Here is a 26,321-nt window from a genome sequence, read left to right as displayed (position 1 = left end):
TTCGAGCGTGGTTAGGTAGCTTTATTCAGAAACGTTGCGAAACGCTGCTTTAGTGCGAGAACCGCAGCTTAAGCAGTATAAGTTTCTTTTTCGCCGTGCTGCGCCGCGAACGTCTGAATGATGCTGAAGCCAGCCTCGTCGATGCTGTAGGTCAGCTCGTCAATTTTGCTGGTGAAGAAGTTGTAGGCAATGATAGCCAGGGCCGAGGTCAGGATACCCAGAGCCGTGTTGATCAAGGCTTCCGAAATACCGTTGGCCAGACCTACTGCATCCGGAGCACCGGCGTTTGCCAGAGCCGAGAAGGCGTTGATCATACCGAACACCGTACCGAGCAGACCCACCAGCGTCGATACCGAAGCCAAGGTAGACAGGATAACGAGGTTCTTTTCCAGCATGGGCAGCTCCAAAGCCGTCGATTCCTCGATTTCTTTCTGGATAGCCAATACTTTCTGATCCTTGTCCATGCCACGGTCACGAGCCATTTCCTGATACTTTATCAGGCCAGCTTTTACCACGTTGGCCACCGAGCCTTTCTGCTGGTCGCAGGCGGCTACGGCACCGGTGATGTCGTTCACGTTCAGCTTCTGGCGGATCGAGCGTACGAACGCTTCGATGCTCTTGGTGCCTTTTGCCTTGCTGATGGTCAGGAAACGCTCGATCGAGAAGGTAATTACCAACAGGAACATAGTCAGCAAGATGGGTACAATCACACCACCCTTGTAGATAATACCGAGGTAGCTACCGGGCAGGGGGTGATTTTCTGAGTTACCGCCCTGGAAGTTACCGGGGTTGCCAAAAACGAATTTGTAGATGATAATCGATACGATCAACGCCAGTGGAATCACGATGGCGGCAAACGCGGAACCGCCTTTCGCTTCGCCCTGGGGAGCAGCGGGAGCGGTGGGCCGCACGTTTTTATTCATGGCATTCTTTTGTTCCATTGTTCCGGAGAATTAGTGGGTTGGTGGTGAAAGGTTGAACTCGAAGGTGAAAAAAGTGAAGATTGTAAACCGCATATTCTGAAGACAGCAGCGCCCCGCTCACCCGCACACTTGGCAGCCACCGGGGTGGCAAAGTGTGGGTCTGCTCGTGCGCGGGGCCCGTTCCGAAATCAGAGTATCCTTGGCAAACCTAAATAAAAACCTACGTGCTGCCAAATGGAAAATGCGTTTAAACGCTTCAAAGCGGGTTGGGACTTAAAAAAAGGCTATTTCTGGTTTTCGTTTTCTTGCTTCTTTAAGTTCATTTTTTTCGCTTGTTCCCAGTACATGTCCATTTGGACCAGGGTCATATCGGCCAAACGGTGACCATCACGGGCTGATTCGGTTTCAAGGTACTGAAAGCGGTGTATGAACTTCCGGTTGGTCCGCTCCAGCGCTTCTTCCGGGTTGATACCGGCGAACCGGGCGAAGTTGACCAGCGAAAACAGCAGGTCGCCGAACTCGGCTGCCGCTTGTTCCTGGTTGCGCTGCGCCGGGTCGGCGTGGGCGTATTCAACCCCAAATTCGGCCAGCTCTTCCTGCACCTTTTTCCAGACCTGCTCCGGCTTGTCCCAGTCGAAGCCCGCGCCTCGGGCTTTCTCCTGAATCCGCATGGCCTTTACCAATGCTGGCAGGGAAGTCGGTACGCCGCCCAGCACCGAAGAGTTGCCTTTTTCCCGCAATTTCAGCTGTTCCCAGTTGCGTTTTACGTCTTCTTCGCTCGTCACGACGGTGTCGCCATAGATATGAGGATGACGGAAAATGAGTTTCTCACACTGCGCATCGAGTACGTCCGCAATATCAAAATGGCCCGTTTCAGCGGCTATTTTGGCGTAGAACGTGAGGTGCAGCATCACGTCGCCGAGTTCCTTCTTCACATCCGCGAGGTCATCCCGCAGGATGGCGTCGGAGAGTTCATACGTCTCCTCAATAGTAAGATGACGTAAACTCTGCATCGTTTGTTTCTGATCCCAGGGACATTCGGCCCGCAGGCGCTCCAATACGTCGAGCAGACGGCCAAAGGCGGCTAGCTGCTCGGCGCGCCGGGGGGGCATAGCGTGTTGTGTTTCCATTGAGCCAAATATACGGTGCCCAAGCCGGCCGGGGTATACGTATGTAGAGCCGGGGTGTGGGCACCACACCTCGGGCACGGAAATACTTTCCTAGAAAAGCAGGGTCATTTCTCTACTTTTGCACTCTCAAACCAGACATTGCTTGTGGCACTTATTAAATCAATTTCCGGCATCCGGGGCACCATAGGTGGTGCCGCAGGCGAAGGCCTGACTCCTATTGACATCGTAAAGTACGCAGCGGCCTTTGGCACCTGGGTACTGGAGAAAACGCAGAACAACACCATTATCATCGGCCGTGATGCGCGCATTTCGGGTGAAATGGTGAGCAAGCTGGTAGAAGGCACCCTGCGCGGGCTGGGCATCCACGTCATCGACCTGGGCCTGAGCACCACACCCACCGTGGAAATGGCGGTGCCGGCTAAAAAAGCGGGCGGCGGCATCATTCTCACCGCTTCGCACAATCCCAAGCAGTGGAACGCGCTGAAGCTGCTCAACGACAAAGGCGAGTTTATCTCAGATGCCGACGGGCAGCAGGTACTAGCTCTGGGCGACTCGGAGTCGTTTGATTTTGCGCCCGTCACCAAGCTGGGCAGCTACACCACCGACGACACGTTTTTGCAGCAGCACATCAACGCTATTCTGGCTTTGCCTTTGGTTGATAAAGCGGCTATCAAAGCCAAGAACTTCCGGGTGGTGGTGGATGCGGTGAACTCTACGGGCGGCTTTGCTGTGCCGATGCTGCTGGAGCAGCTGGGCGTGGAAATCATCGAGAAGCTGTTTTGCGAGCCGACCGGCGACTTTGCCCACAACCCCGAGCCGCTGCCCGAAAACCTGCGCGAAATTGCCAAGACGATGCAGAAAGGCTCTTTCGACCTGGGCATTGTGGTGGACCCCGACGTTGACCGCTTGGCGCTGGTGAATGAGGACGGCACGATGTTCGGCGAGGAATACACGCTGGTAGCCGTGGCCGACTATGTGCTGCAGCAAAATGGCGGTGGTAACACGGTGAGTAACCTAAGCAGCACTCGCGCCCTGCGCGACGTGACCGAGAAGCACGGCGGACACTACGCCGCCGCAGCGGTAGGCGAGGTGAACGTGGTAACCAAGATGAAGGAAACCAACGCCATTATCGGTGGCGAAGGCAACGGTGGCATCATTTACCCCGAGCTGCACTACGGGCGCGACTCTCTGGTCGGTATTGCACTGTTCCTGAGTCATCTGGCCAAGTCTAACCTGACCATGACGCGGCTGCGGGCTTCGTATCCGGGCTATTTCATCTCGAAGAACAAGATTGAGCTGACGCCGGAAATCAACACCGATGCAGTGCTGACCCAGATGGAGCAGCGCTACGCTAAGCAGCCAGTGAATACCATCGACGGGGTGAAAATCGAGTTCGATAAAGAGTGGGTGCATCTGCGCAAATCAAATACGGAGCCTATTATCCGGATCTATGCCGAGTCGGACTCCAATGCTACCGCCGACCATTTGGCCAATAAGATCATTGCCGACATCAAGGAGATTATATCGGTGAAGAGCTAAAGGGCTTTTTGCCGAGCAGTTGTCAAGGATTCCGGCTACCAAGCCGGAATCCTTTATTTTTGTGCGGCCGTGCTCCGCGCGGCTCTCCACTTTTCCCTCGTTGCGCGTATGCCTCACCACTCCGATTCGCACGCCTCCACGGCCACTCCACTGGCCGTCTATTTCGATAATGCGGCCACTACGCCCCTCGATCCGGAAGTACTGGATGCCATGCTACCGTTTATGCTCGAGCATTTTGGCAACCCCAGCAGCATCCACGGCCACGGCCGCAAGGTGCGGGCAGCCATTGAGAATGCCCGCAAGACCATTGCGCACCTGATTAACGCCGCGCCCGCCGAAATTTCCTTTACATCTGGTGGTACCGAGAGCGACAATTACGCGGCCTTCGGTAGTGTCCGGACGCTGGGGCTGCGCCACGCTGTTACGTCCAAGCTCGAACACCACGCGGTGCTGCACACCTTGCAGGCGCTGGAAAAAACCGGCGACATCACGCTAAGCTATTTGCGACATGATGCGCAGGGCCAGCTTGACTTGGCGCACTTAGATGAATTACTAGCTGCTAATGACCGCTCATTTGTGAGCCTGATGCACGCTAATAATGAAATCGGGAACCTGAACGACATCGTTGCTATCGGCGACATTTGTGAGCGGCATAAAGCCATTTTTCACACCGATACGGTGCAGACGATGGGGCATTATCAGCACGATGTGCAGAAGCTCAAAACCCACTTTTTGGTAGGCTCGGCGCACAAATTTCATGGCCCCAAGGGCATTGGCTTCCTGTATCGGCGGCCGGAAGTGCAGGTCAGCCCCTTGATTCATGGTGGGTCGCAGGAGCGCAACGTGCGGGCCGGAACGGAGAATGTGTATGGTATCGTGGGGCTGGCTAAAGCCCTGGAAATTGCCTGCCGGGATATGGCAGCCCATCGGCAGCACATTCAGGCTCTGAAAGAACGGTTCATTTCGCGGCTGACCACCGAAATCGAGGATGTGCGGTTCAACGGCCTCTCGGCCACTACCGACCAGAGCCTGTACACGGTACTGAGCGTGAGCCTGCCACCGTCGGCCCTCAACGAGATGCTGTTGTTCAATCTGGATATCAGTCGGGTATCGGTATCGGGCGGCTCGGCGTGTAGCAGCGGGGCCGATGCCGGCTCGCACGTACTGACAGCCCTGGGCTGCGACCCGCAGCGGGGAGCTATCCGGTTTTCGATGAGCAAGTACAACACGGCTCCCGAAGTAGATTACGCTGTGGAGCAGCTGGCCAAGATGTACCGCAAGGTGCCGGCGTAGATATAAGCCCCAAACGAAGGTCGCCCCGGCGGAGCCAACTCAGCTAGCTGAGTTGGCTCCGCCGGGGCGACCTTCGTTTGTCTGGGTAGTGCCAGCCTAGGGCGTGGCCGCTTCCCGGGACGGTACCGGCACCACGGGCGCGGAGCCCGGCATGAGCTGCTGCCAGAGGCCGGCGTAGGCCCCGCCGTCGTGCAGGAGCTGGGCGTGGGCACCCTCTTCCTTTACCTGCCCGTCGGCCAGCACCACAATCTTGTCGGCGTGGGCCACGGTGCTCAGGCGGTGGGCAATGATGATGATGGTCTTGCCGGCGTCGCGCAGGCGGAGCAGCGTGTCGTGCACGTAGTGTTCGGCGGCGGCATCCATGGAGGAGGTGGCCTCGTCCAGGATCAGGATTTCGGGGTTGCGGTAGAGGGCGCGGGCCAGGGCCAGGCGCTGCTTCTGCCCGCCCGAGAGGCCGGCACCCCGCTCGCCCAGCTGGGTGGCAAAGCCGTGGGGCAGCTGCTCGATGAAGGCCAGCACGCCCAGCTCCCGGCACAGCGTGATAACGCGAGCCATGTCGGGCAGCGGGTCGCCGATGGTGATGTTGTCGGCCACGGAGCCCGAGAACAGGTCAATCTGCTGGGGCACGATGCCCACCACCCGGCGCAGGCTGCCCAGGTGCAGGTGGCGCACGTCGAGGCCGCCGATGGTGATGCTGCCTGCCTCGACCGGGTACAGGCCCTGCAGCAGCGACAGCAGGGTGGTTTTGCCGGCCCCGCTTTCACCCACGATGCCCGTGATGGAGCCGCGCTGCACCCGCAGGCTCAGCCCGCGCAGCACCGGCAGGCCGGGGTGATAGGCAAACGAAACGTTGTGCAGCACCACGTCGCCGGCCAGCTCGGGCGTCAGCTCCGTTTTCTGGTCCTGGGCCTCGGCTTCCAGGTCAATCACCTCAAACATCCGGTCGGCCGCAATCAGGGCATCCTGCACCGACTTGTTGGCGCCCATCAGGGCCGTGGCCGGGCCGGCGAAGTAGCCCACGATGGCGTAGAACGACAGCAGCTCGCCGGGCGTCAGCTCGTGGTCGAGCACGAAGTAGGAGCCCACCCACAGCAGGCCGATGCGGAACAGCTGCGACACGAACTCGGTAGCCGCGTTGCTCAGAATGCCCTGCCGGCCCGATACGGATACGGCCCGCATCAGGCCCATGAAGCGGGCCTCGGTCCGCTCGCTAGCGAAGCTTTCCATGCCCAGCCGCTTGATGGTGCCCATACCCGTGACCGACTCCACCAGTTGAGCGTCCATTTCGGCTGTCTGCTCCATCAGGCGGCGCTGGGAACGGCGGTTCAGGTGGTTCTGCACCCAGTAGATACCCGCGTACAGGGGCAGAATGATGGACATCAGCGCGGCCAGCTTCCAGTAGTAGGTAAACATGAGCCCGAACGAGAGCACCACGATGAACAGGTTCACCAGCAGGTTCAGGGCCGTTTCATTCACGAAGGCCCGGACCTTGATGCCGCTGTCGAGGCGGGAAATGATTTCGCCCACCCGCATGGAGTCGAAGAAGGTCTGGGGCAGGCGCAGCAGGTGGTTGTAGTAGCCCAGGGTGAGACGGGCATCAATCTGCTGGCCGGTCTGGAGGGCAAACAGGCTTTTCATGGTGCCCAGAAACACCTGAAACACCAGCAGCACCACCATGCCCAGGCCCAGCAGGTTCAGCAGGTTGCGGTTGCCGTCGACCAGCACGTGGTCTACGATTTTCTGCACGAACACCGACATGGCCAGCCCCAGCACCGTGTACAGCACCGAGCCCACCAGGGCCTGGGTGATAATGGAGCCGTGGGGCTGCACCAGCTCCCAGAAGCGCCCGAGTACCGATTTTTTATGGTTGCCGGCCTCGAAGGACGCATCCGGGCGGGCCAGCAGCAGCGTGCCGGTCCAGTACTGGGCGAAGTCGGCCAGGCGCAGGCGGTGGCGCCTGCCGTCGGCGGGGTCGAGGTAGGTGATACGGCGCTTTCCCACCCGGTAAATCACTACGTAGCGGCATACCGAATCGTCTTCATTGAGCACGATGGGCGCAATGGCGGGCAGGGGCACCCCGGCCAGATTAGCTAAGTCGCTTTGCACGCCGCGGGCTTCCAGGCCGAGCTTGGCGGCGGCCTTCAGCAGGTGGGGCATATCGGTGCCGTGGGCCGTGACGGGCGTGTGCTGCCGCACGCGGGCCAGGGGCAGCAGCAGGCCGTAGTGGGCAGCCACGGATGCCAGGCAGGCCGCGCCGCAGTCGGCCGCGTCGCGCTGGCGGATGGAGGTATTCAGGGGCATGAGCAATAGGATAAGGCCCGGTCGAAGCCAGGAATAGGGAAGGGGGCAAAAAAGCGGGACTAGCTGACGCCGTCCTGGGTCGGGTTCAGCCAGTTGTCGGCGCGGTCGAAGAGCAGCTGCCAGAGCGTGCGGCGGGCCAGCAGGAAGCGGGCGTGCACCGTCATGCTCTTGCGCAGGGTGCCGCGGTAGCCGTTGTCGAGCTGCAGGAAAGCGCGGCTCAGCTGGCAGCGCACCTTGAACACGGGCTCATTGTTGACCAGCACGAAGTCGCGCGATACGTCCGTAATCCGGCCTTCCACCAGGCCCCACTGGTTGTAGTCGAAGGCATCGACCTGGAAGCGGGCTGGCATGCCCACGCGCATAAAGCCGATGTCCTTCGGCGACACGTAGCACTCGGCCAGCAGGTCGCCGTCGGGGGAGAGGGTGCCCAGCAGCTCGCCGCTCTGCACGTAGCTGCCCACGTACTTGCCGGCCAGCTGCTGCACGGTGCCCGTCACGGGGGCGCGCAGGCAGTAGAGGCGGCGCTCCAGGCCCAGCTGCTGCTGCTGCCCGCGCAGCTCGGCCAGGGCGGCGCGGTGGCTGGCCAGCTCGGCCTGCCACTGGCTGCGCTGGGTTTCGGTGAGCACCCGGGCCTCGTCGAGGCGCTTGCGGTGGGCGAAGGTCTTGTCTTCGAGCTCCACGCGGGCAATGACTTTGTCGCGGAACAGCTCCTGACTGGTGGCCACGTCGCGGCTGCTTTTCTGGAGCTGGTTCCGAAACTGCTGGAGCTGGGTCTGGTACTGGGCGGCTTGCTGGCCGTAGAGTGGAGTGCGCAGGCCCCCGGCCGGGGCGGCCATGTGCTGTACCAGCCACGCCAGGTCCTGCACGAAGGCCGCGTGCTCGGCCTGCTGCCGCGCGTTCAGGGCTAGTTGGGACTGCATAGCCCCCGATTGCAGCAGCAGCAGCGTGTCGCCGGCCTGCACCTGCTGGTTTTCGCGTACCAGCAGCTTGGTGATGGTGCCCGCTACTAGGGGGCGGACCTCAGTTTTCTCGGCCAGGGGCCGCAGCATGCCGGGCGCTTGCGCCGAAACGCTCATGCGCACGAGCGGCAGGGAAACCAGCAGGAGAATGATACCCAGCATGGCCGCCAGATATACGGCTTTGCTGCGGTAGGAAAATGTCGCTAGGTGATTGTAGGTTGAGCTGTCGAATTTGGGGTAAGAGTTGGGCATAGAGTGCGTGAAGGATGGGAAGAAGCGGGGCAGGCTGGTCGTGGGCAGGCGGAAAAGAAGCTGGCTGCCAAACTGTATTCTCCAGTCTGTGATGACCAGATTGTTATCAAATCGTTACTAAAATGGTTTTGATAATTCATGCAATATAAAGTGTTAATTCTATATCAGGATGAACGGGAAGGTTGTATAGTGCAAAAAAATAATGCTCAAGTTTTAGATACAGCATTGGCACCGGACTTATTCCAGGGCCAGACTACTCAAGGCATGCTGCTGCCGACAAGGCGGGCGGCATGCCTAGTTCCGGATCGGACGAAGCCGCCGGCGGGCAATGCCGGGCCCAGGCACCGACCAACTCTGCCGGAATGCGTATTATTCGGCAGCAACGGGCCGCCAATGGTGGGGGCCTGACGCCTAACTGATCCGCTCGCATGGCCGAAATCAACATTCAGCGCAAGAAATCTGCTCCCAGCCCCTGGCTGCTCGTTTTGCTGGCTCTGGCCGTGCTGGGCCTGCTGGCCTACTTCTTTCTACGCGCCGACACCAGTCCCGCGCCCACCGGACCTGCCACCCCCGTCACCAGCGCCAGTCCTGCTCCCGTTTCGGAGGCCGAGGAAACCGCCCGCGCCACGCCGCCGCCCGCCGATGGGGGTACGGGAGCCGCCGTGGCCGACATAGCCGCCGAAGAAGCCCCATCTACTCCCGAGGAGTTGGCCAGTTTTGCCGCCAACGAAGCCGATAGCCCCGATTATGCCCGCCGAGGCCTCCAGATGTTAAGTGCTACGCTCGGGGAGCTGGCTGACCGCGCTGATCTGCGCGACGCGGCCGTGAGCGAGCGGCGCAACGACCTGACCAGCGCCATTAGTCGTAGCTCAGAGCCCAATGCTAGCTTGCGGCCGGGTCTGGTAGCCGTGGTAGGGCTGATGCAGGCCATGCAGCAGAAAGCCTATCCGGCTCTGGAAACGCCCGTGGCGGAACTGAGCGAGCAAGCGCGGCAGCTCTCGGGTCATAGTACGGCTGCCGATCAGTCTGCCTTGCAGGTGTACTTCACGAAAGCAGCCGAAATAGTGCGGGCCCTCAATGAGCCGGCATCGTAAGCGAAATAAAAGTCCCTGTATTCCATCCGCTTGTATCTTGCCTCTATGGAGCCAACGTCGTTACCCATACCCTCTACTGAAGGCATGCACTTGCGTCGCCTACGCGACCTGACCGAATTTGAAGTAGCCGACAATAGTCCGGACGTGCGCGGCTGGGCCGTGCGCGGCGGCGACGGTAACAAGTTCGGTGACGTGCATGAGCTAATCGTGGAGGAAGCCAGCCTGAAAGTTCGTTACCTGGATGTAGAGCTGGATGCCTCGCTGAACGTGAACCACCACGAGCGGCATATTCTGATTCCGGTGGGCGTAGCGGCCCTGGATGAAGAAGGCGACAATGTATTCGTGCCTTCTCTCACCAAAGAATCGGTGCTGGAATATCCGCCCTACCAGGAAATCCAGATTACGCGGCAATATGAGGAGGCTATGCTTCGGTCGCTGCAGTTGCCATTACCGGAAGCCCACATCGGCAGCTTCTACGACCAAGATTCTTACAATGAACAGCGCTTCTACCAAAACCGCCGCCCGGACGCCAACGAGGCTTTCCGCCGCCGCATTAGCTAACGGCCAACCAGTAAACCAGGCACAGAAAGGGCGGCGGAATTGATTTTCGCCGCCCTTTCTGTGCCTGGTTCTCGCCGAAAATCAGTCGGTTTAGCTGCGCCGAATCATGGCGGCTACGGCGTCTACCCACTCCGGCTCCGAGTTCAGCGAGGGCACCAGTTGCCAATGCTCGCCGCCGGCTTCCTCAAACAATTCCTTGAACTCGTCGCCTACTTCGATGGTCGTCTCCAGGCAGTCGGCGGTGAAGGCCGGACTAAAGGCCAGTACGTGCTTGATGCCTTTCGCCGGAAAGTCCTTCAACGCAATGTCGGTGTAGGGCTTCAGCCACGGGTCGCGGCCGAGGCGGCTCTGGAACGATACCGTGTAGTCGTCGGGCGAGAGGCCGAGGCCGGCCGCCACCAGGCGCGAGGTTTCAAAGCACTGGGCGCGGTAGCAGTAGCGGTTACGGTCGGTGAGCGTGTCGCAGCAGCTCCCGAACTGGCAGTACTTGGTGGGGTCACCCTTCTTGATATGCCGCTCCGGGATGCCGTGGTAGCTGAACACGACGTGGTCGTAGTGCTGCTTGTCCAGCTCGCGCTTTCCCAATGTTACGATGGTAGCAATGAAGCCAGGATCGGAGCCAAAGGCGCTGATGAAGTTGATGCTGGGTACTATCCACCAGTCTTTCACAATATCCATCACCTTCTGCTGCACCGAGCCCGTGCTGGCCGAGGCATACTGCGGAAACAGCGGCAGCACAATAATCCGCTCCACCTCAGCCGCCCGCAGCTCCTCCAGGGCGCTGGCGATGCTGGGCTTCTGGTAGCGCATTCCGAAGGCCACCACGTAGTCCGGGCCCAGCTCTTCCTGCACCTTCTGCTGCAAGTCGAGGCCGTGAAAGAGCAGGGGCGAGCCGCGCTCAGTCCAGAGCTGCTTGTAGATTTTGGCCGATTTCGGGGCACGCAGCGGTACCACAATACCCTGAAACAGCGGGTAGCGCACGGCGGCCGGAATGTCAATCACGCGCCCGTCGGTAAGAAACTCGTTGAGGTAGCGGCGCACATCGCTGGTTTCGGGCGAGTCGGGCGTGCCGAGGTTTACGAGGAGCACGCCGATACGGCGCTGAGGAGAGGAAGGGTTGGGCATAAAAAAGTACGGTCGTCCGGTTAAGACAAAGGTAGGGCCCCCAGGGTTTGGAGAGAAGCACGTATTTTTCTGCCCATGACTACCAATTCGCCTTCCGCCGGCTCGGCCGATACTTCGTCCGTTGGGCTCCTGAACGTGGTGCTGTGGGCCGCTGCCCAAGCCGGTGCCGACCAAGCCGCCCTGTGCCAGCGCCTGGGTCTCACGCCTGCCCAGCTTGCCGACCCCCATGGCCGCGTGCCCGTTGCCACCATTCAGCACTTGTGGCGGGAAGCAGTGCAGGCCACTAACGACCCCTATCTGGCGCTGCATCTGGGCGAGCGAGTCGACCCGACGGCCATTGGCATTCTGGCCTACGTGATGCTGCACTGCCCCACGCTGGGCGCGGCGCTGGAGCAGCTGGTGCGCTACCAGGAGGTAGCCTGCATCGGTGCGCAGCTTACTTTGCGCCGGGAGGTGGAAGTCTGCTGGCTCGATCTGGAGGTAGTCAGCGCGGCCATCATTTACCCCGAATACGTCATCAACTCCGAATTTTCCGTCTACTTCAGTGCGTTCCGGACCCTTACCGGGCAGCCTTTACCCGTGCAGGAAGTACATCTGGCCTACCCCCGGCCCGCCGATACGCACGAGCACGAGCGGGTTTTTGCGCCCGCGACGCTGGTGTTTGATGCTGCTCGTAGCAGCATTGTCTTTGCCGCCAGCTTGCTGGAGTTACCCATAATCAATGCCAACCCGACGCTGTTTTCGCTGTTTGAGTAGCACGCCGCCGCGCTGCTGGCGCGCCTGCGCACGCCCAGCCTGCCCGACCGGGTGAAGCGCGAAATCGTGGACTTGCTAAGAGGAGCTGAACCCACGCTGGCCACCGTGGCCGACCGGCTGGCAATGGGCGTGCGGACGCTCCAGCTGCATTTGAAGGAGGGCCAGCTGAGCTACCAGCAGCTGCTCGACGACGTGCGCCGGGAGCTGGCCGAGCGCCACCTGCGCGAGCCGCACCTGAGCACGACCGACATTTCATTTCTGCTGGGGTATTCGGAGCCCAGCGTGTTCGTGCGCTCCTTCAAGCGTTAGACGGGACAGACACCGGGTGCCTTTCGGTGGGAGCGGCTGCCCCAGCCGGCGTAAAGGAGCGGTGCAGCTGGTGCTCGGCAAACCAGCTCAGCGTCGTGGCAAGGGCTTCCGAAAGCGGCGTTTCCTGCCACTCAGGGAAGCGGCAGCGTAGCATTGTATCATCCAAAATAATGCTGTTTTCGAAGAGGTATAACATTTCCTTCGCCTCCCGCACCATCGGCATAAAGAGCCCCAGCAACGAAAACAGCCAGCGGGGCTGTACCCGAATACGGAGCGGCTGCCCGGCCACCGCGCTGATTTGCCCGAAAAACCGCCGCACCGACGGCATCACCTGCCCGCCGTAGTTCACGACTTCGTAGGGCTGCTGGGGGCCTGCCAGTAGCAGACGGCTAATGACTTCGGCCGCGTCGGGTGTGTAGGCCATCTGGTGCGGAATGTCGGCGTTGAGCAGGTAGGGCAGGGCTTTGCCGGTGAGGGCGCCCTCAAAAACGGGCGTGATACCGAAGTTCAGCACGTCCGGCCCCCAGAAATCGGGTAGGCGCACATTCAGCACTCGGCAGCGGCCGGCGTGAGCCGCGTCGGCCAGCATCTGCTCCAGCTGCACGCGCAAGGCTCCTTTCTTCGAAACGGGCTGCGGCCGGGAGTCTTCCCGAATCGGGGTAGTGAGGCCATAGTTGCACACGTTGCCGGGAAATACGATGGTGGCCTGTTCCTGGCTGGCGGCTTCGATGACGTTGGCTGTCACGCGCTCCATGTTACCCGACCACTGGTGGTACGGGTAGTTGATGCCATGGAAAATAACCGAGTGGCCTCGGCTCACTGCCAGCAGCCGCGCCCGGTCTTGGGCGTCGCCCTGCTCAAGAATCAGGTTGGGGGCAGGAGCAAACAGGCGTTGGGCTTTGGCAACGTCGCGCACCAGCAGCGTAACGCAACAGCCTTTGGCGACGAGGTTATTCGTAACGGCGTAACTGATGCTGCCGGTGCCGCCCAGGATGAGAATTCGCAGGGTTGAGTTCATAACGGAGAGTGGATTGAGTAGCTGACAAAGGTCGGCCCCCAACCCACCCCGACTGCTGTCCGTTTCCGTAAACGAATTGACCAAAAACGAAAATCGGCGGCCTGCTTAACGAGCTCAACTGCTTGATTTTACAATACACGATGCGCGTGTGCCCGTAAAGCGGTACCTTTGCAGACTTATTTCGAAAATACTGTGAATTCCGAACCTACACCGCACCGCGCTGGCTTTGTGAGCATTATCGGCAAACCCAACGTGGGCAAGTCGACGCTGATGAATGCCCTGATGGGCGAGCGGCTCAGCATTGTCACCAGCAAAGCCCAGACCACGCGCCACCGCATCCTGGGCATCCTCAATGGCGACAACTTCCAGCTGATCTACTCCGATACGCCCGGTATTATTCAGCCCAAATACGAGCTGCACAACGCCATGATGTCGTTCGTGTACAGCTCCCTGGAAGATGCCGACGTGGTGCTGTTCGTGACCGATATCTACGAAAAGCACGATGAAGAGCCCGTCGTGGAGCGCCTGCGCAAAATGGTGGATACGCCCATTCTGCTGCTTATTAATAAGATTGACCAGGCCGACCAGGCCGTAGTGGAAGCCAAGGTGGAGTACTGGGCACAACAGTTGCCCAACGCTACCCGCGTGCTGCCTATTTCGGCTCTGGAGAAGTTTGGTACCGGTGAGCTGCTGGATTTGGTGCTCGGCTATTTGCCCGAACACCCCGCCTACTACCCCAAAGATGAGCTCACCGACAAGCCCGAGCGTTTCTTCGCCGCCGAGATGATTCGGGAGAAAATCTTCAAGCTCTACAAAAAAGAAGTGCCCTATAGCTGCGAGGTTGGCATCGAGGAGTTCAAGGAAGAGGAAGCCATTATCCGCATCCGGGCCACGATTTACGTGGAGCGCACCAGCCAGAAAGGCATTATTATCGGCAATAAAGGCGAGGCGTTGAAGAAAGTCGGCACCTGGGCCCGGGAGGAAATGGAGAAGTTCTTCCAGAAGAAAGTCTTCCTCGAAACCCACGTCAAAGTCAACGAAAACTGGCGCACCGACCCCAAAGCTCTGAACCGCTTCGGGTACAGCCAATAAAGTAGAACTGAAAGCTCGGAGGGTAGAATGAAGACTTTATCCGTCTAAGTTCTCACCTCTAAGCTGTAAGAAATCCGACCACACACTCACTTAACTACTCCGGGCACTGCCGAACTTGGTCGGGCCGGCGGCTGGAGTCAGACACATGAAGAATACCATTGCAATTGTGGGCCGCCCCAACGTGGGCAAATCCACCCTGTTCAACCGCCTCGTGGGTCACCGCAAGGCCATTATGGACAACCAAAGCGGCGTCACCCGCGACCGGCACTATGGCTACGGCGACTGGATCGGTAAGCACTTTACCGTAATCGACACCGGCGGCTACGTGCACGGCTCCGACGACGTGTTCGAGGAAAGCATCCGCCGCCAGGTAAAACTCGCTATTGATGAAGCCGACGTGGTTTTGTTCATGGTCGACGTCGATGCCGGTATGCAGGGCCTCGACGAAGAGTTTGCCAACGTGCTGCGCCGCTATCAGGGCAAAAAGCCGATTTACATCGTTGCCAATAAGGCTGATACCAATGCGCGTGCCCACGCCGCCGGCGAGTTTTACGCCTTGGGCGTTGGCGACGGCGACATTTTCACGATTTCCTCCCAGAGCGGCTCCGGCACCGGCGACCTTCTTGACGCGGTGGTTTCGCATTTCGAAGATCCGTGGGAAGAAGTGCAGGACGAAGGCCTGCCCAAGATAGCCGTGGTCGGCCGCCCCAACGTGGGCAAGTCGAGCCTCGTGAACCTGCTGCTGGGCGAGGAGCGCACCATCGTGACGGAAATTGCCGGCACCACCCGCGACGCCATCAAAACGCGCTACAACGCCTTCGGCAACGAGTTTATCCTGATCGACACCGCCGGTTTGCGCCGCAAAACCAAGGTGAAAGAGGATATCGAATTCTACTCCGTGCTCCGCTCGATCCGGGCCATGGAAGAGTCGGATGTCTGCATCGTGATGCTTGACGCTACCCGTGGCATCGAGGCCCAGGACGTGAACATCATTGCCCTGGCCGACAAAAACCGCAAGGGCATCGTGATTCTGGTGAACAAGTGGGATTTGGTGGAGGATAAGGAGACGAACTCGACCAAGAAAATCGAGGAGCAGATTCTGGAGAAGATTGCGCCCATTGCGTACCCGCCGATCATCTTCACCTCGGTGCTCACCAAGCAGCGCGTGCACAAAGCCATTGAAACGGCCATTCAGGTGTACGAGAACAAAACCAAGAAAATCCCGACTTCCCAGCTGAATGAGGTGATGCTCAAGGTGATTGAGGAGCACCAGCCGCCGTCCGTGAAGGGCAAGATGGTACGCATCAAGTACGTGACGCAGCTGCCCACGCACAACCCCGTGTTTGCTTTCTTCTGCAACCTGCCGCAGTACGTGAGTGATTCCTACGTGCGCTACCTCGAAAACCGCATGCGCGACAACTTTGGGTTCATCGGCGTGCCTATCGGTATCATATTCCGCAAAAAATAGAAACTAGGACCCAGCCGGGAAAATATATTTCTACGGTTGGGTTACCTTCTTAGGGGGGCGGTATAAAGCCCTGAATCTTGCGACGGACTGTGTTTTGTTCGCCAGCAGATTCATCCCCATTGACTTGAAATTTTTATCACCCCCACTAATTACCCTCACCATGAAAAAGGTTCTTTTCCTTGCCCTCGCTGCTGCTTCGTTCTCGTTCACTTCGTGCGACAGCAAGACTGAAAATGCTCAAGAAAATGCTGCTGACGGCGTAGAAGCTAGCGGCGAAGCCAAAGCTGACGCTATGGAAGAGCAGGCTGATATGGTTCGTGACTCGGCTGACAACAAGGCTGACGCCATGGAAGATGCTGCTGACGTGAACAACCCAAGCCAGACTACCCCAGCTCCTGCTGCCGGCGCTACCACGACCCAGCAGTAATTTGCTCTGCCTGTATAAGGCAAAAAAAGAGGCTCCCCAATCTGGGGAGCCTCTTTTTTTGTGCCCGTAGTGTGCTACCCTAGCCGGTGGCTGATAAGCTTATCGACCAGCTTGACCAGTTTGCGCGGCTCGTAGGTGCGCCACGGCATTTCGTCGAGCTGACCACCGAAGTTGACGTAGTTGTCGACGTTGAACTGACGCATTTCGCGGATGACGTGCTCCTGAAAGTTGACGCCGGCAATCCAGCCGTCTTCCACATCCTCAAACCACTCTTCGTAGTAGGAGTCGTCGGAGCCGTGAAAGTTGAACACGTTTTCGCCCACCAGAATAAACTTGCGAATCCCCTCGTGTACCAGCACGTCCACGATGTTGCGCTTGAGGTGCATCACGTCATTTTCGATGGCGTCGTTCCACTCCCCGATAAACTCAATGATGGCAATGGCCTCGTCGTAGTCGACGAACAGGATTTTCAGGAACAGCGTCTCGGAGTCGAGGCTGTCCCACTGGGGGTGGATATAGTAGCCGTAGATGGTATTGGTGAAGGTATCGAGGCTATTTTCGGCTTCGAACAGGGGAGAGCGAGGGTCTTCGGAAGCGGAATACTGGTCAATCCAGTTGTAGTGTGGCTCGATAGTATGCATAGCAAGCGGGCAGGTTACAGCTGGACGTGGGAACGAGTGCCTCGTTCAACAGCGGATTCAAGGAGAGGAAAAAACAGGCTCTTAGTAACGCGCTATCCAGGTAGTCGGTTCGCTGCCAGTGCCGTCTTGATAGTATACTCAGCAAGATTATTGAGCCTAACAATAAAGCGGGAAAAACCGCCAGAACTGCAACAGGCAGGAAAGCACAACCGCTGGCCAAACTAAGGAATCATAGCCCGCAGAATCTACCGGCGTGCCTCAATAGCGGCCCGTACGGAGCCGTGCTTCTTCAGTAGCTCGGCGGCTCCTTCCTGCCCAATGCCCAACTCGTCCATAATCATCTTTTCGCCGCGGTCCACGAGCTTAAGGTTGGAGAGCTGCATGTCCACCATCTTGTTGCCCTTCACTTTGCCCAGCCGGATCATGGTGGCGGTGGTGAGCATGTTGAGCACCAGTTTCTGGGCAGTACCAGCCTTGAGGCGGGTGCTGCCGGTTATGAACTCGGGGCCGGTGAGTACTTCCACCGGGTAATCGGCCACGGCGGCTACGGTCGAGTTGGGGTTGCAGACGATGCAGCCGGTGGCAATGCCGTGACGGCGGGCCAGGGCCAGGCCGCCGATGACGTAGGGCGTGCGGCCCGAAGCGGCAATGCCCACGAGCATATCATCGGTGTTGATGGCGTAGGCAGCCAGGTCGCGCCAGGCTTGCTGGGGGTCGTCTTCAGCGTTTTCCACCGCTTTGCGGATGGCAGCGTCGCCGCCGGCAATGATACCGATAACCAGACCCTGGGGCACACCGAAAGTGGGCGGGCACTCGGAGGCATCCAGAATGCCGAGCCGGCCACTGGTGCCGGCTCCGATATAAAAGAGCCGACCGCCGCGCTGCAGCCGGGCTACCGTGGCTTCCACCAGCGCCTCAATCTGCGGCAGGGCCTGGGCTACGGCCTGCGGCACGGTCTGGTCCACGCTGTTCATGCCGGCCAGCAGCTCTTTGGCCGACAGCTTTTCGAGGTGATTGAAGTGGGAAGGACTTTCGGTAGTACTCACGGGGAGGCGGTGAAGTGGAGGAAGCGGGAGGAGGTCTGACTCCTCAAACCACTTCTTAGGAAGCAGGGTTTTTGAGGCGGCCGATGACGTGAAACTTATCGAAGACGTGCTCGGTGTGCGGCGCGTCTTTTTGTAGCTCCCTGGTCAGGTCTTGGCCGGCCCAGTGCTCGTAGTGGTTGCCCCGCCGCCACAGGCGCGAGCGAGTAACGTCGTAAATCAACCCCTTGTAGCCCACCCAGATTTCGTCACGGTCCTGGCCGTTGCGCAGTGCCAGCTGGGCCCGCGTGTATTCAGGAAGCAAGGCTGGAGCGGAAGGTTGACTCATAGTAGGGTGCAGCGGATGTATACGGCGGGGAAGCTGCCACTACCACCGAATAAGTGCAAATAATGCCAACAGAAAGCCTGAAACCCGCTAGCCCAGCAGTGCCTGCGTCAAAATCCAGCGGTTCGGCAAGTCGCCTTGCGCGGCCTTGAAATAGTCTTCGTAGCTGCATGGCACGATGCGCTTCACCTCACTATTGGCCAGGCTTTCGACCTCCAGCCACCACTTTTCGGTACGCTTCGCTTTGTAGAATACCAGCTTGGCTGGAGAGCCCGGCAACCCCACGGCGTAGCGCGTGAAGCGTCGGCTCTGGAAGTCGGTTTCGTTACGCCGGTGGTAAAATCCTTCTATGAAATACCAGAGCATGGTAGCCAGAGCGCTGGCCGCCAGACCGTGCGTGTCGTGGTCGGGGCGGTAGCCGTAGAGGCCGAAAGAGCTGAGCTGATCGTTGTGGCCCGCGTACCACGCCAGCTTGGCCGCTTCTTCGCTGGTGAGGCCGAAGGGGTTCGCCGGGTAGTAAGCCGGCGCGTCGTTCCAGCGCAGGGCGGCCACGTCGAAGCTCACAAAGTCAGCCTGCCGCAACAGCGGCTCGGCCTGCCGGATATCGTCGCGCACCTGACCCAGGCGCAGGGTTTCGAAGTGGAGCTTTTCCAGCGCCGTGAGCACATCGGGAGCCACCAAATATTGCTGGTGGGCAAGTTGGGCGAAGTTGAAGACAAAGTTGGGCTCGTGCATCAGAATGCGCCGCAGGTGGGAGTCTTCGGCCGGAGCCGTGTCGTGCTCGGCCATGTCTACCCGCGAGTCAATCATGGCGAAGCTCACGGGACGCTCCAGCGTTTCGTAGGCCAGGAATTGCCCGTAATCCAGGTCCTGGCTGCCGCCGAGCAGAATTGGCACCGTGTTGTGCTCCAGCAGGGTAGCCACTATTTCGCGCAGCCGCAGGTAGGTGTCATCCAGAGTGAGACCCGGCCGCAGATTGCCCAGGTCGGCCAGGCGAAGGCTGCCGGTGCCTTTCTGCAACTGGTAGAAGCGGCGGCGCACTTCGTCGGCACCGTGCGCTAGTGGCGTGCCGCCGGCACTGCCGCGCCACTCGTTCAGCCCGATAAGGGCCACGTCGGCTACCCGCCAATCCGGAAACGTGTCCAGAAAGCGTGTAGCGTAGTTGGCAAGCGTAGTAGAGGCTGCCGTAGCGGCGGTAAGCTCCTCGTGGAGCGGATCAAAGAAGATGGCCAGATTCATCGGGCGCGGGGAGTGCAGGCTGACAAAACTACGCAAAACCGACCACCCCAGCCAGTTTTTCGGCCTTGCTACTGCCGTCTGCCCTGGTCCGGAGTAGGCATTATGGCAAAAAATCCATTTATTTAAGCAGCATTGGCCTGTCAGGCCGCCTTGTTTCGTGTATTCTCCCACCCGGAGAAGGTCTTTCCACCTGCTTCCGGCGTTTCCCACCACTTGTATCCCCCCCTACATGGAAGTCCGTCGTTCGTTTGACATTCTGCCCCACCAACTTGCCACCGCCCCCAAAGCCGACTGTCTGGCGGCCAAAATCGACGGTTCCTGGCAACCCTTCAGCACGCAGCACGTGCTGGATCAGGCCAACCAGATCAGCCTGGGGCTTTTGCAGCTTGGCATCAAGAAAGATGACAAAGTCGCCATCATTTCCATGAACCGGCCGGAGTGGATGTTTGCCGATTTCGGCATCTCCCAGATTGGGGCCACCAGCGTACCAATGTATCCCAGCATCACGGTCGAAGACTACAAGTACATCTTCACCGATGCCGGCGTAAAGGCCGTGTTCGTATCCGACGAGAAGCTCTACGCCAAGGTAAAAGAGGCCACCGCCGACCTGCCCGAAGTAAAGCACGTTTTTACCTTCGACCAGGTGGAAGGTGCCCGTCACTTCAGCGAGCTGCTGGAAATGGGTAAGAAAGGCGACATCGCCACGCTGGAGCCATTGAAAGCCGCCGTGCAGCCCGATGATCTGTTTACCATCATCTACACCAGCGGCACCACCGGCAACCCCAAAGGCGTGATGCTCACCCACAACAACATCCTGAGCAACTGCCGCAACTCCCAGCGCTTCGTGCCCGTCACGGCCAACGACAAGGCCTTGAGCTTCCTGCCGCTCTGCCACATCTTCGAGCGCATGGTCACTTACCTCTATATGTTCAACGGCGTGAGTATCTACTACGCCGAGAGCATGGAAGTCATTGCCGACAACCTGCGCGAGGTAAAGCCCGAAATCTTTACTACCGTGCCGCGGCTGCTGGAGAAAGTGTACGACAAGATCGTGGCCAAGGGCCATGCCCTGGAAGGCGCGAAAAAAGGGCTGTTCTTCTGGGCCCTGGACCTGGGGCTGAAGTTCGACAACCAGAAAAACCACGGCTTCGTCTACAACACCCAGCTGGCGCTGGCCAACAAGCTCATCTTCAATAAGTGGCGCGAGGCGCTGGGCGGCAACCTGCGCTGCATCGTGAGCGGGGGCGGCGCTCTGCAGCCCCGGCTGGCGCGGGTGTTCTGGGCGGCCGGCATCCGGGTAATGGAAGGCTACGGCCTCACCGAAACCTCACCCGTTATTGCTGTGGGTGGCTTTGAGCCCGAAAACAACATGATTGGCACCGTAGGCCCTATCATCGACAACACTCAGGTCAAGATTGCCGCCGACGGCGAAATCCTGACCAAGTCGGAGTCGGTGATGAAAGGCTACTACAACCAGCCCGAGCTGACGGCCAAGGAGTTTGACGCCGACGGCTGGTTCCATACCGGCGACATTGGCGAGCTGGTAGAGGGTAAATTCCTGAAGATCACCGACCGCAAAAAGGAAATGTTCAAAACTTCCGGCGGCAAGTACATTGCCCCGCAGGTGATAGAAGGCAAACTCAAGGAGTCGCCGCTGGTGGAGCAGGCTATGGTGGTAGGAGCCGACCAGAAGTTTCCTTCGGCTCTGCTCATTCCATCTTTCGACGATCTGAAAGGCTGGTGCAAGCGCAACGGCGTCGATTCTAACTGCTCTAATGATCAGCTCATCAAAAACGAGAAAGTGGTGCAGATGTACGACGATCTGGTGAAGAAGTACAACCAAAGCTTCGCCCAGTGGGAGCAGGTCAAGAAAATCGTGCTGCTACCTAACCAGTGGACGGTGGAAACCGGCGAGATGACGCCCACTATGAAGGTGAAGCGCAAGATTATCACGGAGAACAACAAAGGCGCGATTGAGGGCCTGTATCAGCAGGACGACCGCCGCTAAAATACTGCTGCTTGCCATCGGAAAAGCCTGGGACTACCGAAGCTACTCTTCTATCAGAGGCTTGGGTAGTCCCAAACTTTTTTCTCGTAATTTAGTATGCAAGCATAACATATTATGTGTATGTTTACCCGACTTCGCAACGCTCATGAAACCGGAAGAAACCGTCGATTATAACATCAAAGTAGCCTGGCATGCCATTTCGCGCATGTATAATACGCAGGCTGCCAAGCACGATATTACCACCAGTATTGGTTTCGTGCTGCTCAATATAGACCAGGAAATCGGGACGCCGGCTACCAAAATTGCCCCGTTGCTGGGCCTCGAAACCCGCAGCCTGACGCGCATCTTGCGCAGCATGGAAGAAAAGGGCCTGATCTATAAGCAGGCCGACACGCAGGACAAGCGCTCCGTACGCATTTTCCTGACTGAAGACGGCCTGCGCAAGAAGGAGGTGTCGCGCCAGACCGTGCGGCATTTCAACCTGAAAGTGCGGGAGAAAATCCCCCAGGCCCAGTTGGATATCATGTTCAAAGTCGTGGGCCAGATTACGGGCATGATAGAGGGTAAAACCTTGTTCGACGACTTCAAGCTCAAAACTTCCCGCCCCGAATCAGCCTCCGCGTAGGCTTGGTTGGGGCGTTTGCCTGTCATTCACTTCGACTTCCGCTCACCTGAAACACCCGCTTTGTTTTGTATGAACCGAATTATTAAGAAAGTAGCCGTATTAGGCTCCGGCGTGATGGGTTCGCGCATTGCCTGCCACTTCGCCAACATCGGCGTGCAGGTATTACTGCTCGACATTGCTCCCAAGGAGCTGACCCCCGACGAGGAAAAGAAGGGCCTGAAGCTCGACGCGCCGGCGGTGAAAAACCGCATCGTGAATGCCTCGCTGCAGGCTGCCGTGGCTTCCAATCCGTCGCCGCTTTACCGCAAGGCCGATGCCGTGCGCATCAAGACCGGCAACTTCGACGACAACCTCAAGGATATTGCCGGCTACGACTGGACGATTGAGGTGGTCGTGGAGCGCCTCGATATCAAGAAAAGTCTGTTTGAGCGCGTGGAGCAGTTCCGCAAGCCCGGCACCCTGATTACGTCCAACACCAGCGGCATCCCGATTCATATGATGACGGAGGGCCGCTCCGAGGACTTCAAAAAGCATTTCTGCGGCACCCACTTCTTCAACCCGCCGCGCTACCTGAAGCTGCTCGAAATCATCCCGACGCCCGATACCGATTCGGCCATCGTGGATTTTCTGCTGCACTACGGCGACCTGTACCTGGGCAAAACCACGGTGCTGGCCAAAGACACGCCGGCCTTTATTGCCAACCGCGTGGGCGTGTTCGCCATTCTGGACGTGTTGCAGGTGATGCAGAAGCTGGGGCTGACGGTAGAGGAAGTAGATAAGCTGACGGGGCCCGTTATTGGCCACGCCAAGTCGGCTACCTTCCGCACCTCCGACGTCGTAGGCCTCGATACGCTGATGAACGTGGCCAATGGCCTCGCTCAAGGCTTGCCCAACGACGAAGCTAAAGACGTATTTCAACTGCCCGACTTCCTCAAGAAGATGGGCGAGAACAAGTGGCTGGGCGACAAAACCAAGCAAGGCTTCTACAAGAAGGTAGCCGGCGCGGGTGGCAAGTCCGAGATTCAGGCGCTCGATTTGAACACGCTGGAATACAAGCCGAGTCAGAAGGTGAAGTTTGCCACGCTGGAAGCCACCAAGCCCATCGAGAAGCTGGCCGACCGCTTTAAAGTGCTGGCCGCCGGCAAAGACAAAGCGGGAGATTTCTACCGTCAGATGTTCGCGGGCCTGTTTGCCTACGTCACCAACCGGATTCCGGAAATCACCGACGCCCTGTATAAGATTGATGACGCGCTGCGCGCTGGCTTCGGCTGGGAACTGGGTCCGTTTGAAACCTGGGATGCCCTGGGCGTGGCCAAAGGGCTGGAACTAACCACAGCCGAGGGCAAATCGGTAGCTCCCTGGGTGCAGGAAATGCTGGATGCCGGCCATACGGCGTTCTACAAAGTGAACGAGCAGGGCGTGAAGCAATTCTACGACCTCGACTCGAAGAGCTACAAATCCATTCCGGGCGTCGAAAACTTCATCATTCTCGACAACCTGCGCTCGACGGGCAAGGTACTCTGGAAAAACGCGGGTGCTTCGGTCATCGACCTCGGCGACGGTATCCTGAACGTGGAGTTCCACTCGAAGATGAATACCCTGGGCTCCGATGTGATTCAGGGCCTGATGAAGGGCGTGGATCTGGCTGAGCAGGGCTACCGCGGCCTCGTGGTCGGCAACGACGGCCCCAACTTCTCGGCGGGTGCCAACCTGGGCTTGGTGTACATGTACGCCCTGGATCAGGAGTACGACGAGATTAATATGATGATTGCGCAGTTCCAGAATGCTATGATGCGCATGCGCTACAGCAGCATTCCGGTGGTGGGCACGCCGCACGGCCTGACGCTGGGCGGTGGGTGCGAGTTGAATCTGCACGCCGATAAGGTGGTGGCTTCGGCCGAAACGTATATGGGACTCGTGGAATTCGGCGTAGGCCTGATTCCGGCTGGTGGTGGTACCAAGGAAATGACCCTGCGCACGGCCGCTAAGTATGAGGAAGGGGAGCCCGAGTTCAACTTGTTGCGCAACGCTTTCGTGACCATCAGCACTGCCAAAGTCTCGACTTCCGCCGCTGAAGCTTTCGACCTGGGTTTCCTGCGTCGGGGCGACGATGTGGTGGTGAACAGTAACCGGGTGATTGCGCAGGCGAAGGCCGAAGCCATTGCGCTTTCGGAAGCCGGCTACACCCAGCCCGTGCAAAAAACCAACATCAAGGTTCATGGCCGAGGAGCCCTGGGTATGTTCCTGACCGGTGTACACGCCATGCGCGCCGGCAACTACATTTCCGACCACGATGTTAAGATTGCCAACAAGCTGGCCTACATCATGACCGGCGGGGACTTGTCGTCGCCGACGGAAGTGAGTGAGCAGTACCTGCTGGATCTGGAGCGCGACGCTTTCCTGAGCCTCACCGGCGAGCGGAAAACATTGGAGCGTATCCAGAGCATTCTGACGACCGGCAAACCTTTGAGAAACTAGAGCTAAGACCTAGTTCCCCTCCTTAGCTAAGCAGGGGTTAGGGGTAGTTGAAACGCCAGAACGAATAGTAGTTCTCATTCTCTAGCTCTAGTAACCACCCCTAACCCCTCCTCGGAAAAAGGAGGGGAACTAGAAAAAGCAGCTCTACTCCCACCTTTTCTAAGACTCAACTACAATGAACGCATATATCGTAGCCGGTTACCGCACCGCCGTTGGCAAAGCAACCCGTGGTGGTTTCCGTTTCACGCGTCCCGACGACCTCGCTGCGGACGTAATCAAACATCTGGTGGCCTCTGTGCCCGCTCTCGACCCCACGCGCATCGACGATGTAATTGTGGGTAATGCGGTACCGGAAGCGGAGCAGGGCCTGCAAATGGGCCGCCTGATTTCCTTGTTGGCGTTGCCGATGAACGTATCGGGCCTCATCGTGAACCGCTACTGCGGCTCGGGCGTGGAAACCATTGCCATGGCGGCTGGCAAAATTGCCGCCGGTATGGCCGACTGCATCGTGGCTGGTGGCACTGAAAGCATGAGCATGGTACCGACGGTGGGCTGGAAAACGGTTCCTAACTATAATCTGTCGGTGAAGTACCCGGACTACTATCTGGGTATGGGCCTTACGGCCGAAGCTGTAGCCAACGATTACAAAATCAGCCGCGAAGACCAGGACCAGTTTTCCTATACCTCGCACCAGAAGGCTATTAAAGCCATTCAGGAAGGCAAGTTCAAGGAGCAGATCGTGCCCATCACGGTGAACGAAACCTACCTCGACCCAGCTTCGGGCAAGAAGAAGACGCGCTCCTACGTAGTAGATACCGACGAAGGCCCACGGGCCGATACCTCGCTGGAGGTGCTGGGCAAGCTGCGGCCGGTATTTGCCGCCAATGGTAGCGTAACGGCCGGCAACTCGTCGCAGACCTCCGATGGCGCGGCTTTCGTAATCGTGATGTCGGAGCGCATGGTGAAGGAGCTGAACCTGGAGCCCATTGCCCGCATGGTAACCTACGCCACCGAAGGCATCGACCCGCGCATCATGGGAATGGGCCCCATCAAAGCCATTCCGAAGGCGCTGAAGCAGGCGGGCATGAAGCTCGAAGACATCGACCTGTTTGAGCTGAACGAAGCCTTCGCCTCGCAATCATTGGCCGTAATGCGCGAGTTGAACATGGACCAGAGCAAAGTGAACGTGAACGGCGGCGCTATTGCCCTAGGTCACCCGCTGGGCTGCTCGGGCGCCAAGCTTAGCATCCAGCTGTTTCATGAGCTGCGGGCTCAGAACAAGAAATACGGTATGGTAACCGCCTGCGTCGGCGGCGGCCAGGGCGTAGCCGGTATCTACGAGCTGCTCAAGTAATTCAGGCTTCAACTCATGCCGGGTGCTGGCCGGGAAAGCGTGGCAGCGCTTCTCCACCAGAAAACTCAGGCTGCACCCGGCATGAGTTCAAGCTGTTTTTAACTCAGATTATGAAAAAGCGCCTCCGCAAGAAAACGTACCGCAAAGAGTTCAAAGAATTCAGCTGGAACGTCTCGTATCGGCTCAAGGAAGACAACCCCGACGCTTACCTGGAATTCTCCGACACGCTGTTAGCTTGACTTTAGCCCTACGCGGCCCATGCCAGGGCCTCTTGCCAGATGTGGAGTTGGTGGCGCGGGATTTTGAGCAGGACGGTGTCCTTGGGCGAGTTGTCAAAAAGCGTTTCGGCCCATAAATAGCG

General features: G+C 58.6%; 25 protein-coding genes. 15 read left to right on the top strand and 10 right to left on the bottom strand.

What is annotated here, in order from left to right:
- Positions 1 to 68: 68 nt before the first annotated feature.
- Entirely contained in the window at positions 69 to 941 is an 873-nt protein-coding gene (locus E5J99_RS07715) for a MotA/TolQ/ExbB proton channel family protein (protein ID WP_245318793.1), read from the bottom strand.
- A gap of 266 nt (positions 942 to 1,207) precedes the next feature.
- Positions 1,208 to 2,053 carry a nucleoside triphosphate pyrophosphohydrolase gene (gene mazG, locus E5J99_RS07710; protein ID WP_135497142.1) on the bottom strand — a complete coding sequence of 282 codons (846 nt, stop codon included), beginning with the start codon at positions 2,051 to 2,053 and terminating at the stop codon, positions 1,208 to 1,210.
- A gap of 144 nt (positions 2,054 to 2,197) precedes the next feature.
- On the opposite strand from mazG, the gene glmM reads away from it, so the two are divergent.
- Both glmM and E5J99_RS07700 read left to right on the top strand, forming a co-directional pair.
- Positions 2,198 to 3,592 carry a phosphoglucosamine mutase gene (gene glmM / locus E5J99_RS07705; protein ID WP_135497141.1) on the top strand — a complete coding sequence of 465 codons (1,395 nt, stop codon included), beginning with the start codon at positions 2,198 to 2,200 and terminating at the stop codon, positions 3,590 to 3,592.
- 108 nt (positions 3,593 to 3,700) lie between these two features.
- Positions 3,701 to 4,885, top strand: a complete 1,185-nt coding sequence (locus E5J99_RS07700) for a cysteine desulfurase family protein (RefSeq protein WP_245318791.1) — start codon at positions 3,701 to 3,703, stop codon at positions 4,883 to 4,885.
- A gap of 96 nt (positions 4,886 to 4,981) precedes the next feature.
- Here the strand turns inward: E5J99_RS07700 and E5J99_RS07695 are convergent, their stop codons facing one another.
- Complete coding sequence (locus tag E5J99_RS07695) at positions 4,982 to 7,186, bottom strand: peptidase domain-containing ABC transporter (protein WP_245318789.1); 2,205 nt, start codon at positions 7,184 to 7,186, stop codon at positions 4,982 to 4,984.
- A 59-nt stretch (positions 7,187 to 7,245) separates the two neighbouring features.
- Positions 7,246 to 8,397: an HlyD family secretion protein gene (locus E5J99_RS07690; protein WP_135497140.1), complete on the bottom strand. Its 1,152-nt coding sequence runs from the start codon at positions 8,395 to 8,397 to the stop codon at positions 7,246 to 7,248.
- A gap of 290 nt (positions 8,398 to 8,687) precedes the next feature.
- Here E5J99_RS07690 and E5J99_RS22020 point away from each other — a divergent pair, with 290 nt between their 5' ends.
- The 3 genes from E5J99_RS22020 to E5J99_RS07680 all read left to right on the top strand — a co-directional run bounded on the left by E5J99_RS22020 (position 8,688) and on the right by E5J99_RS07680 (position 10,052).
- Positions 8,688 to 8,816: a hypothetical protein gene (locus tag E5J99_RS22020; protein WP_262712979.1), complete on the top strand. Its 129-nt coding sequence runs from the start codon at positions 8,688 to 8,690 to the stop codon at positions 8,814 to 8,816.
- Between the two features lie 9 nt (positions 8,817 to 8,825).
- On the top strand, positions 8,826 to 9,491 hold the full coding sequence (locus E5J99_RS07685; RefSeq protein WP_135497139.1) for a hypothetical protein: 666 nt from the start codon (positions 8,826 to 8,828) through the stop codon (positions 9,489 to 9,491).
- Positions 9,492 to 9,575: 84 nt separating this feature from the next.
- Complete coding sequence (locus E5J99_RS07680) at positions 9,576 to 10,052, top strand: PRC-barrel domain-containing protein (protein WP_167852038.1); 477 nt, start codon at positions 9,576 to 9,578, stop codon at positions 10,050 to 10,052.
- Between the two features lie 90 nt (positions 10,053 to 10,142).
- Here the strand turns inward: E5J99_RS07680 and hemH are convergent, their stop codons facing one another.
- On the bottom strand, positions 10,143 to 11,177 hold the full coding sequence (gene hemH / locus E5J99_RS07675; RefSeq protein ID WP_135497137.1) for a ferrochelatase: 1,035 nt from the start codon (positions 11,175 to 11,177) through the stop codon (positions 10,143 to 10,145).
- 75 nt (positions 11,178 to 11,252) lie between these two features.
- Here hemH and E5J99_RS07670 point away from each other — a divergent pair, with 75 nt between their 5' ends.
- Positions 11,253 to 11,933, top strand: a complete 681-nt coding sequence (locus E5J99_RS07670; RefSeq protein ID WP_245318787.1) for an AraC family transcriptional regulator — start codon at positions 11,253 to 11,255, stop codon at positions 11,931 to 11,933.
- 51 nt (positions 11,934 to 11,984) lie between these two features.
- Positions 11,985 to 12,242: a helix-turn-helix domain-containing protein gene (locus tag E5J99_RS21815; protein WP_245318786.1), complete on the top strand. Its 258-nt coding sequence runs from the start codon at positions 11,985 to 11,987 to the stop codon at positions 12,240 to 12,242.
- Here the strand turns inward: E5J99_RS21815 and E5J99_RS07665 are convergent.
- Positions 12,232 to 13,260 (bottom strand): NAD-dependent epimerase/dehydratase family protein, encoded by a 1,029-nt coding sequence (locus E5J99_RS07665; RefSeq protein ID WP_135497136.1) that lies wholly within the window; start codon positions 13,258 to 13,260, stop codon positions 12,232 to 12,234. The two genes, E5J99_RS21815 and E5J99_RS07665, sit on opposite strands and share 11 nt — an antisense overlap.
- 192 nt (positions 13,261 to 13,452) lie before the next feature.
- On the opposite strand from E5J99_RS07665, the gene era reads away from it, so the two are divergent.
- The 3 genes from era (at position 13,453) to E5J99_RS21600 (ending at position 16,247) form a co-directional block, all read left to right on the top strand.
- Positions 13,453 to 14,352 carry a GTPase Era gene (gene era / locus E5J99_RS07660; protein WP_135497135.1) on the top strand — a complete coding sequence of 300 codons (900 nt, stop codon included), beginning with the start codon at positions 13,453 to 13,455 and terminating at the stop codon, positions 14,350 to 14,352.
- 145 nt (positions 14,353 to 14,497) lie between these two features.
- Positions 14,498 to 15,820, top strand: coding sequence for a ribosome biogenesis GTPase Der (gene der / locus E5J99_RS07655; RefSeq protein WP_135497134.1), 1,323 nt, complete (start codon positions 14,498 to 14,500; stop codon positions 15,818 to 15,820).
- Positions 15,821 to 15,944: 124 nt separating this feature from the next.
- Positions 15,945 to 16,247 carry a hypothetical protein gene (locus tag E5J99_RS21600; protein WP_210114413.1) on the top strand — a complete coding sequence of 101 codons (303 nt, stop codon included), beginning with the start codon at positions 15,945 to 15,947 and terminating at the stop codon, positions 16,245 to 16,247.
- Positions 16,248 to 16,321: 74 nt separating this feature from the next.
- On the opposite strand, the gene E5J99_RS07645 is transcribed toward E5J99_RS21600, so the two are convergent.
- The 4 genes from E5J99_RS07645 to E5J99_RS07630 all read right to left on the bottom strand — a co-directional run bounded on the left by E5J99_RS07645 (position 16,322) and on the right by E5J99_RS07630 (position 19,495).
- Positions 16,322 to 16,888: a hypothetical protein gene (locus E5J99_RS07645; RefSeq protein ID WP_135497133.1), complete on the bottom strand. Its 567-nt coding sequence runs from the start codon at positions 16,886 to 16,888 to the stop codon at positions 16,322 to 16,324.
- Between the two features lie 245 nt (positions 16,889 to 17,133).
- Complete coding sequence (murQ, locus tag E5J99_RS07640; RefSeq protein WP_135497132.1) at positions 17,134 to 17,934, bottom strand: N-acetylmuramic acid 6-phosphate etherase; 801 nt, start codon at positions 17,932 to 17,934, stop codon at positions 17,134 to 17,136.
- Between the two features lie 55 nt (positions 17,935 to 17,989).
- Positions 17,990 to 18,259, bottom strand: a complete 270-nt coding sequence (locus E5J99_RS07635) for a cytochrome b5 domain-containing protein (RefSeq protein ID WP_135497131.1) — start codon at positions 18,257 to 18,259, stop codon at positions 17,990 to 17,992.
- Between the two features lie 87 nt (positions 18,260 to 18,346).
- Complete coding sequence (locus E5J99_RS07630; protein WP_135497130.1) at positions 18,347 to 19,495, bottom strand: formimidoylglutamase; 1,149 nt, start codon at positions 19,493 to 19,495, stop codon at positions 18,347 to 18,349.
- A gap of 229 nt (positions 19,496 to 19,724) precedes the next feature.
- Between E5J99_RS07630 and E5J99_RS07625 the strand changes: the two genes are divergently transcribed.
- The 5 genes from E5J99_RS07625 (at position 19,725) to E5J99_RS22015 (ending at position 26,199) form a co-directional block, all read left to right on the top strand.
- Positions 19,725 to 21,503 (top strand): AMP-dependent synthetase/ligase, encoded by a 1,779-nt coding sequence (locus E5J99_RS07625; RefSeq protein ID WP_135497129.1) that lies wholly within the window; start codon positions 19,725 to 19,727, stop codon positions 21,501 to 21,503.
- Between the two features lie 145 nt (positions 21,504 to 21,648).
- Positions 21,649 to 22,128, top strand: a complete 480-nt coding sequence (locus tag E5J99_RS07620; protein WP_135497128.1) for a MarR family winged helix-turn-helix transcriptional regulator — start codon at positions 21,649 to 21,651, stop codon at positions 22,126 to 22,128.
- Positions 22,129 to 22,197: 69 nt separating this feature from the next.
- Positions 22,198 to 24,606 (top strand): 3-hydroxyacyl-CoA dehydrogenase/enoyl-CoA hydratase family protein, encoded by a 2,409-nt coding sequence (locus E5J99_RS07615; RefSeq protein WP_135497127.1) that lies wholly within the window; start codon positions 22,198 to 22,200, stop codon positions 24,604 to 24,606.
- A gap of 175 nt (positions 24,607 to 24,781) precedes the next feature.
- Positions 24,782 to 25,960 carry an acetyl-CoA C-acyltransferase gene (locus tag E5J99_RS07610; RefSeq protein ID WP_135497126.1) on the top strand — a complete coding sequence of 393 codons (1,179 nt, stop codon included), beginning with the start codon at positions 24,782 to 24,784 and terminating at the stop codon, positions 25,958 to 25,960.
- A gap of 110 nt (positions 25,961 to 26,070) precedes the next feature.
- A complete protein-coding gene (locus tag E5J99_RS22015; protein WP_262712975.1) occupies positions 26,071 to 26,199 on the top strand; it encodes a YggL 50S ribosome-binding family protein in 129 nt (42 codons plus the stop codon).
- Positions 26,200 to 26,321: the final 122 nt, after the last annotated feature.

It is taken from the genome of Hymenobacter elongatus (assembly GCF_004745955.1).
Taxonomy (GTDB): Bacteria; Bacteroidota; Bacteroidia; order Cytophagales; family Hymenobacteraceae; genus Hymenobacter; species Hymenobacter elongatus.
The sequence above is the reverse complement of the archived record's forward strand: the minus strand, read 5'-3'. Positions and strand labels throughout refer to the sequence as shown.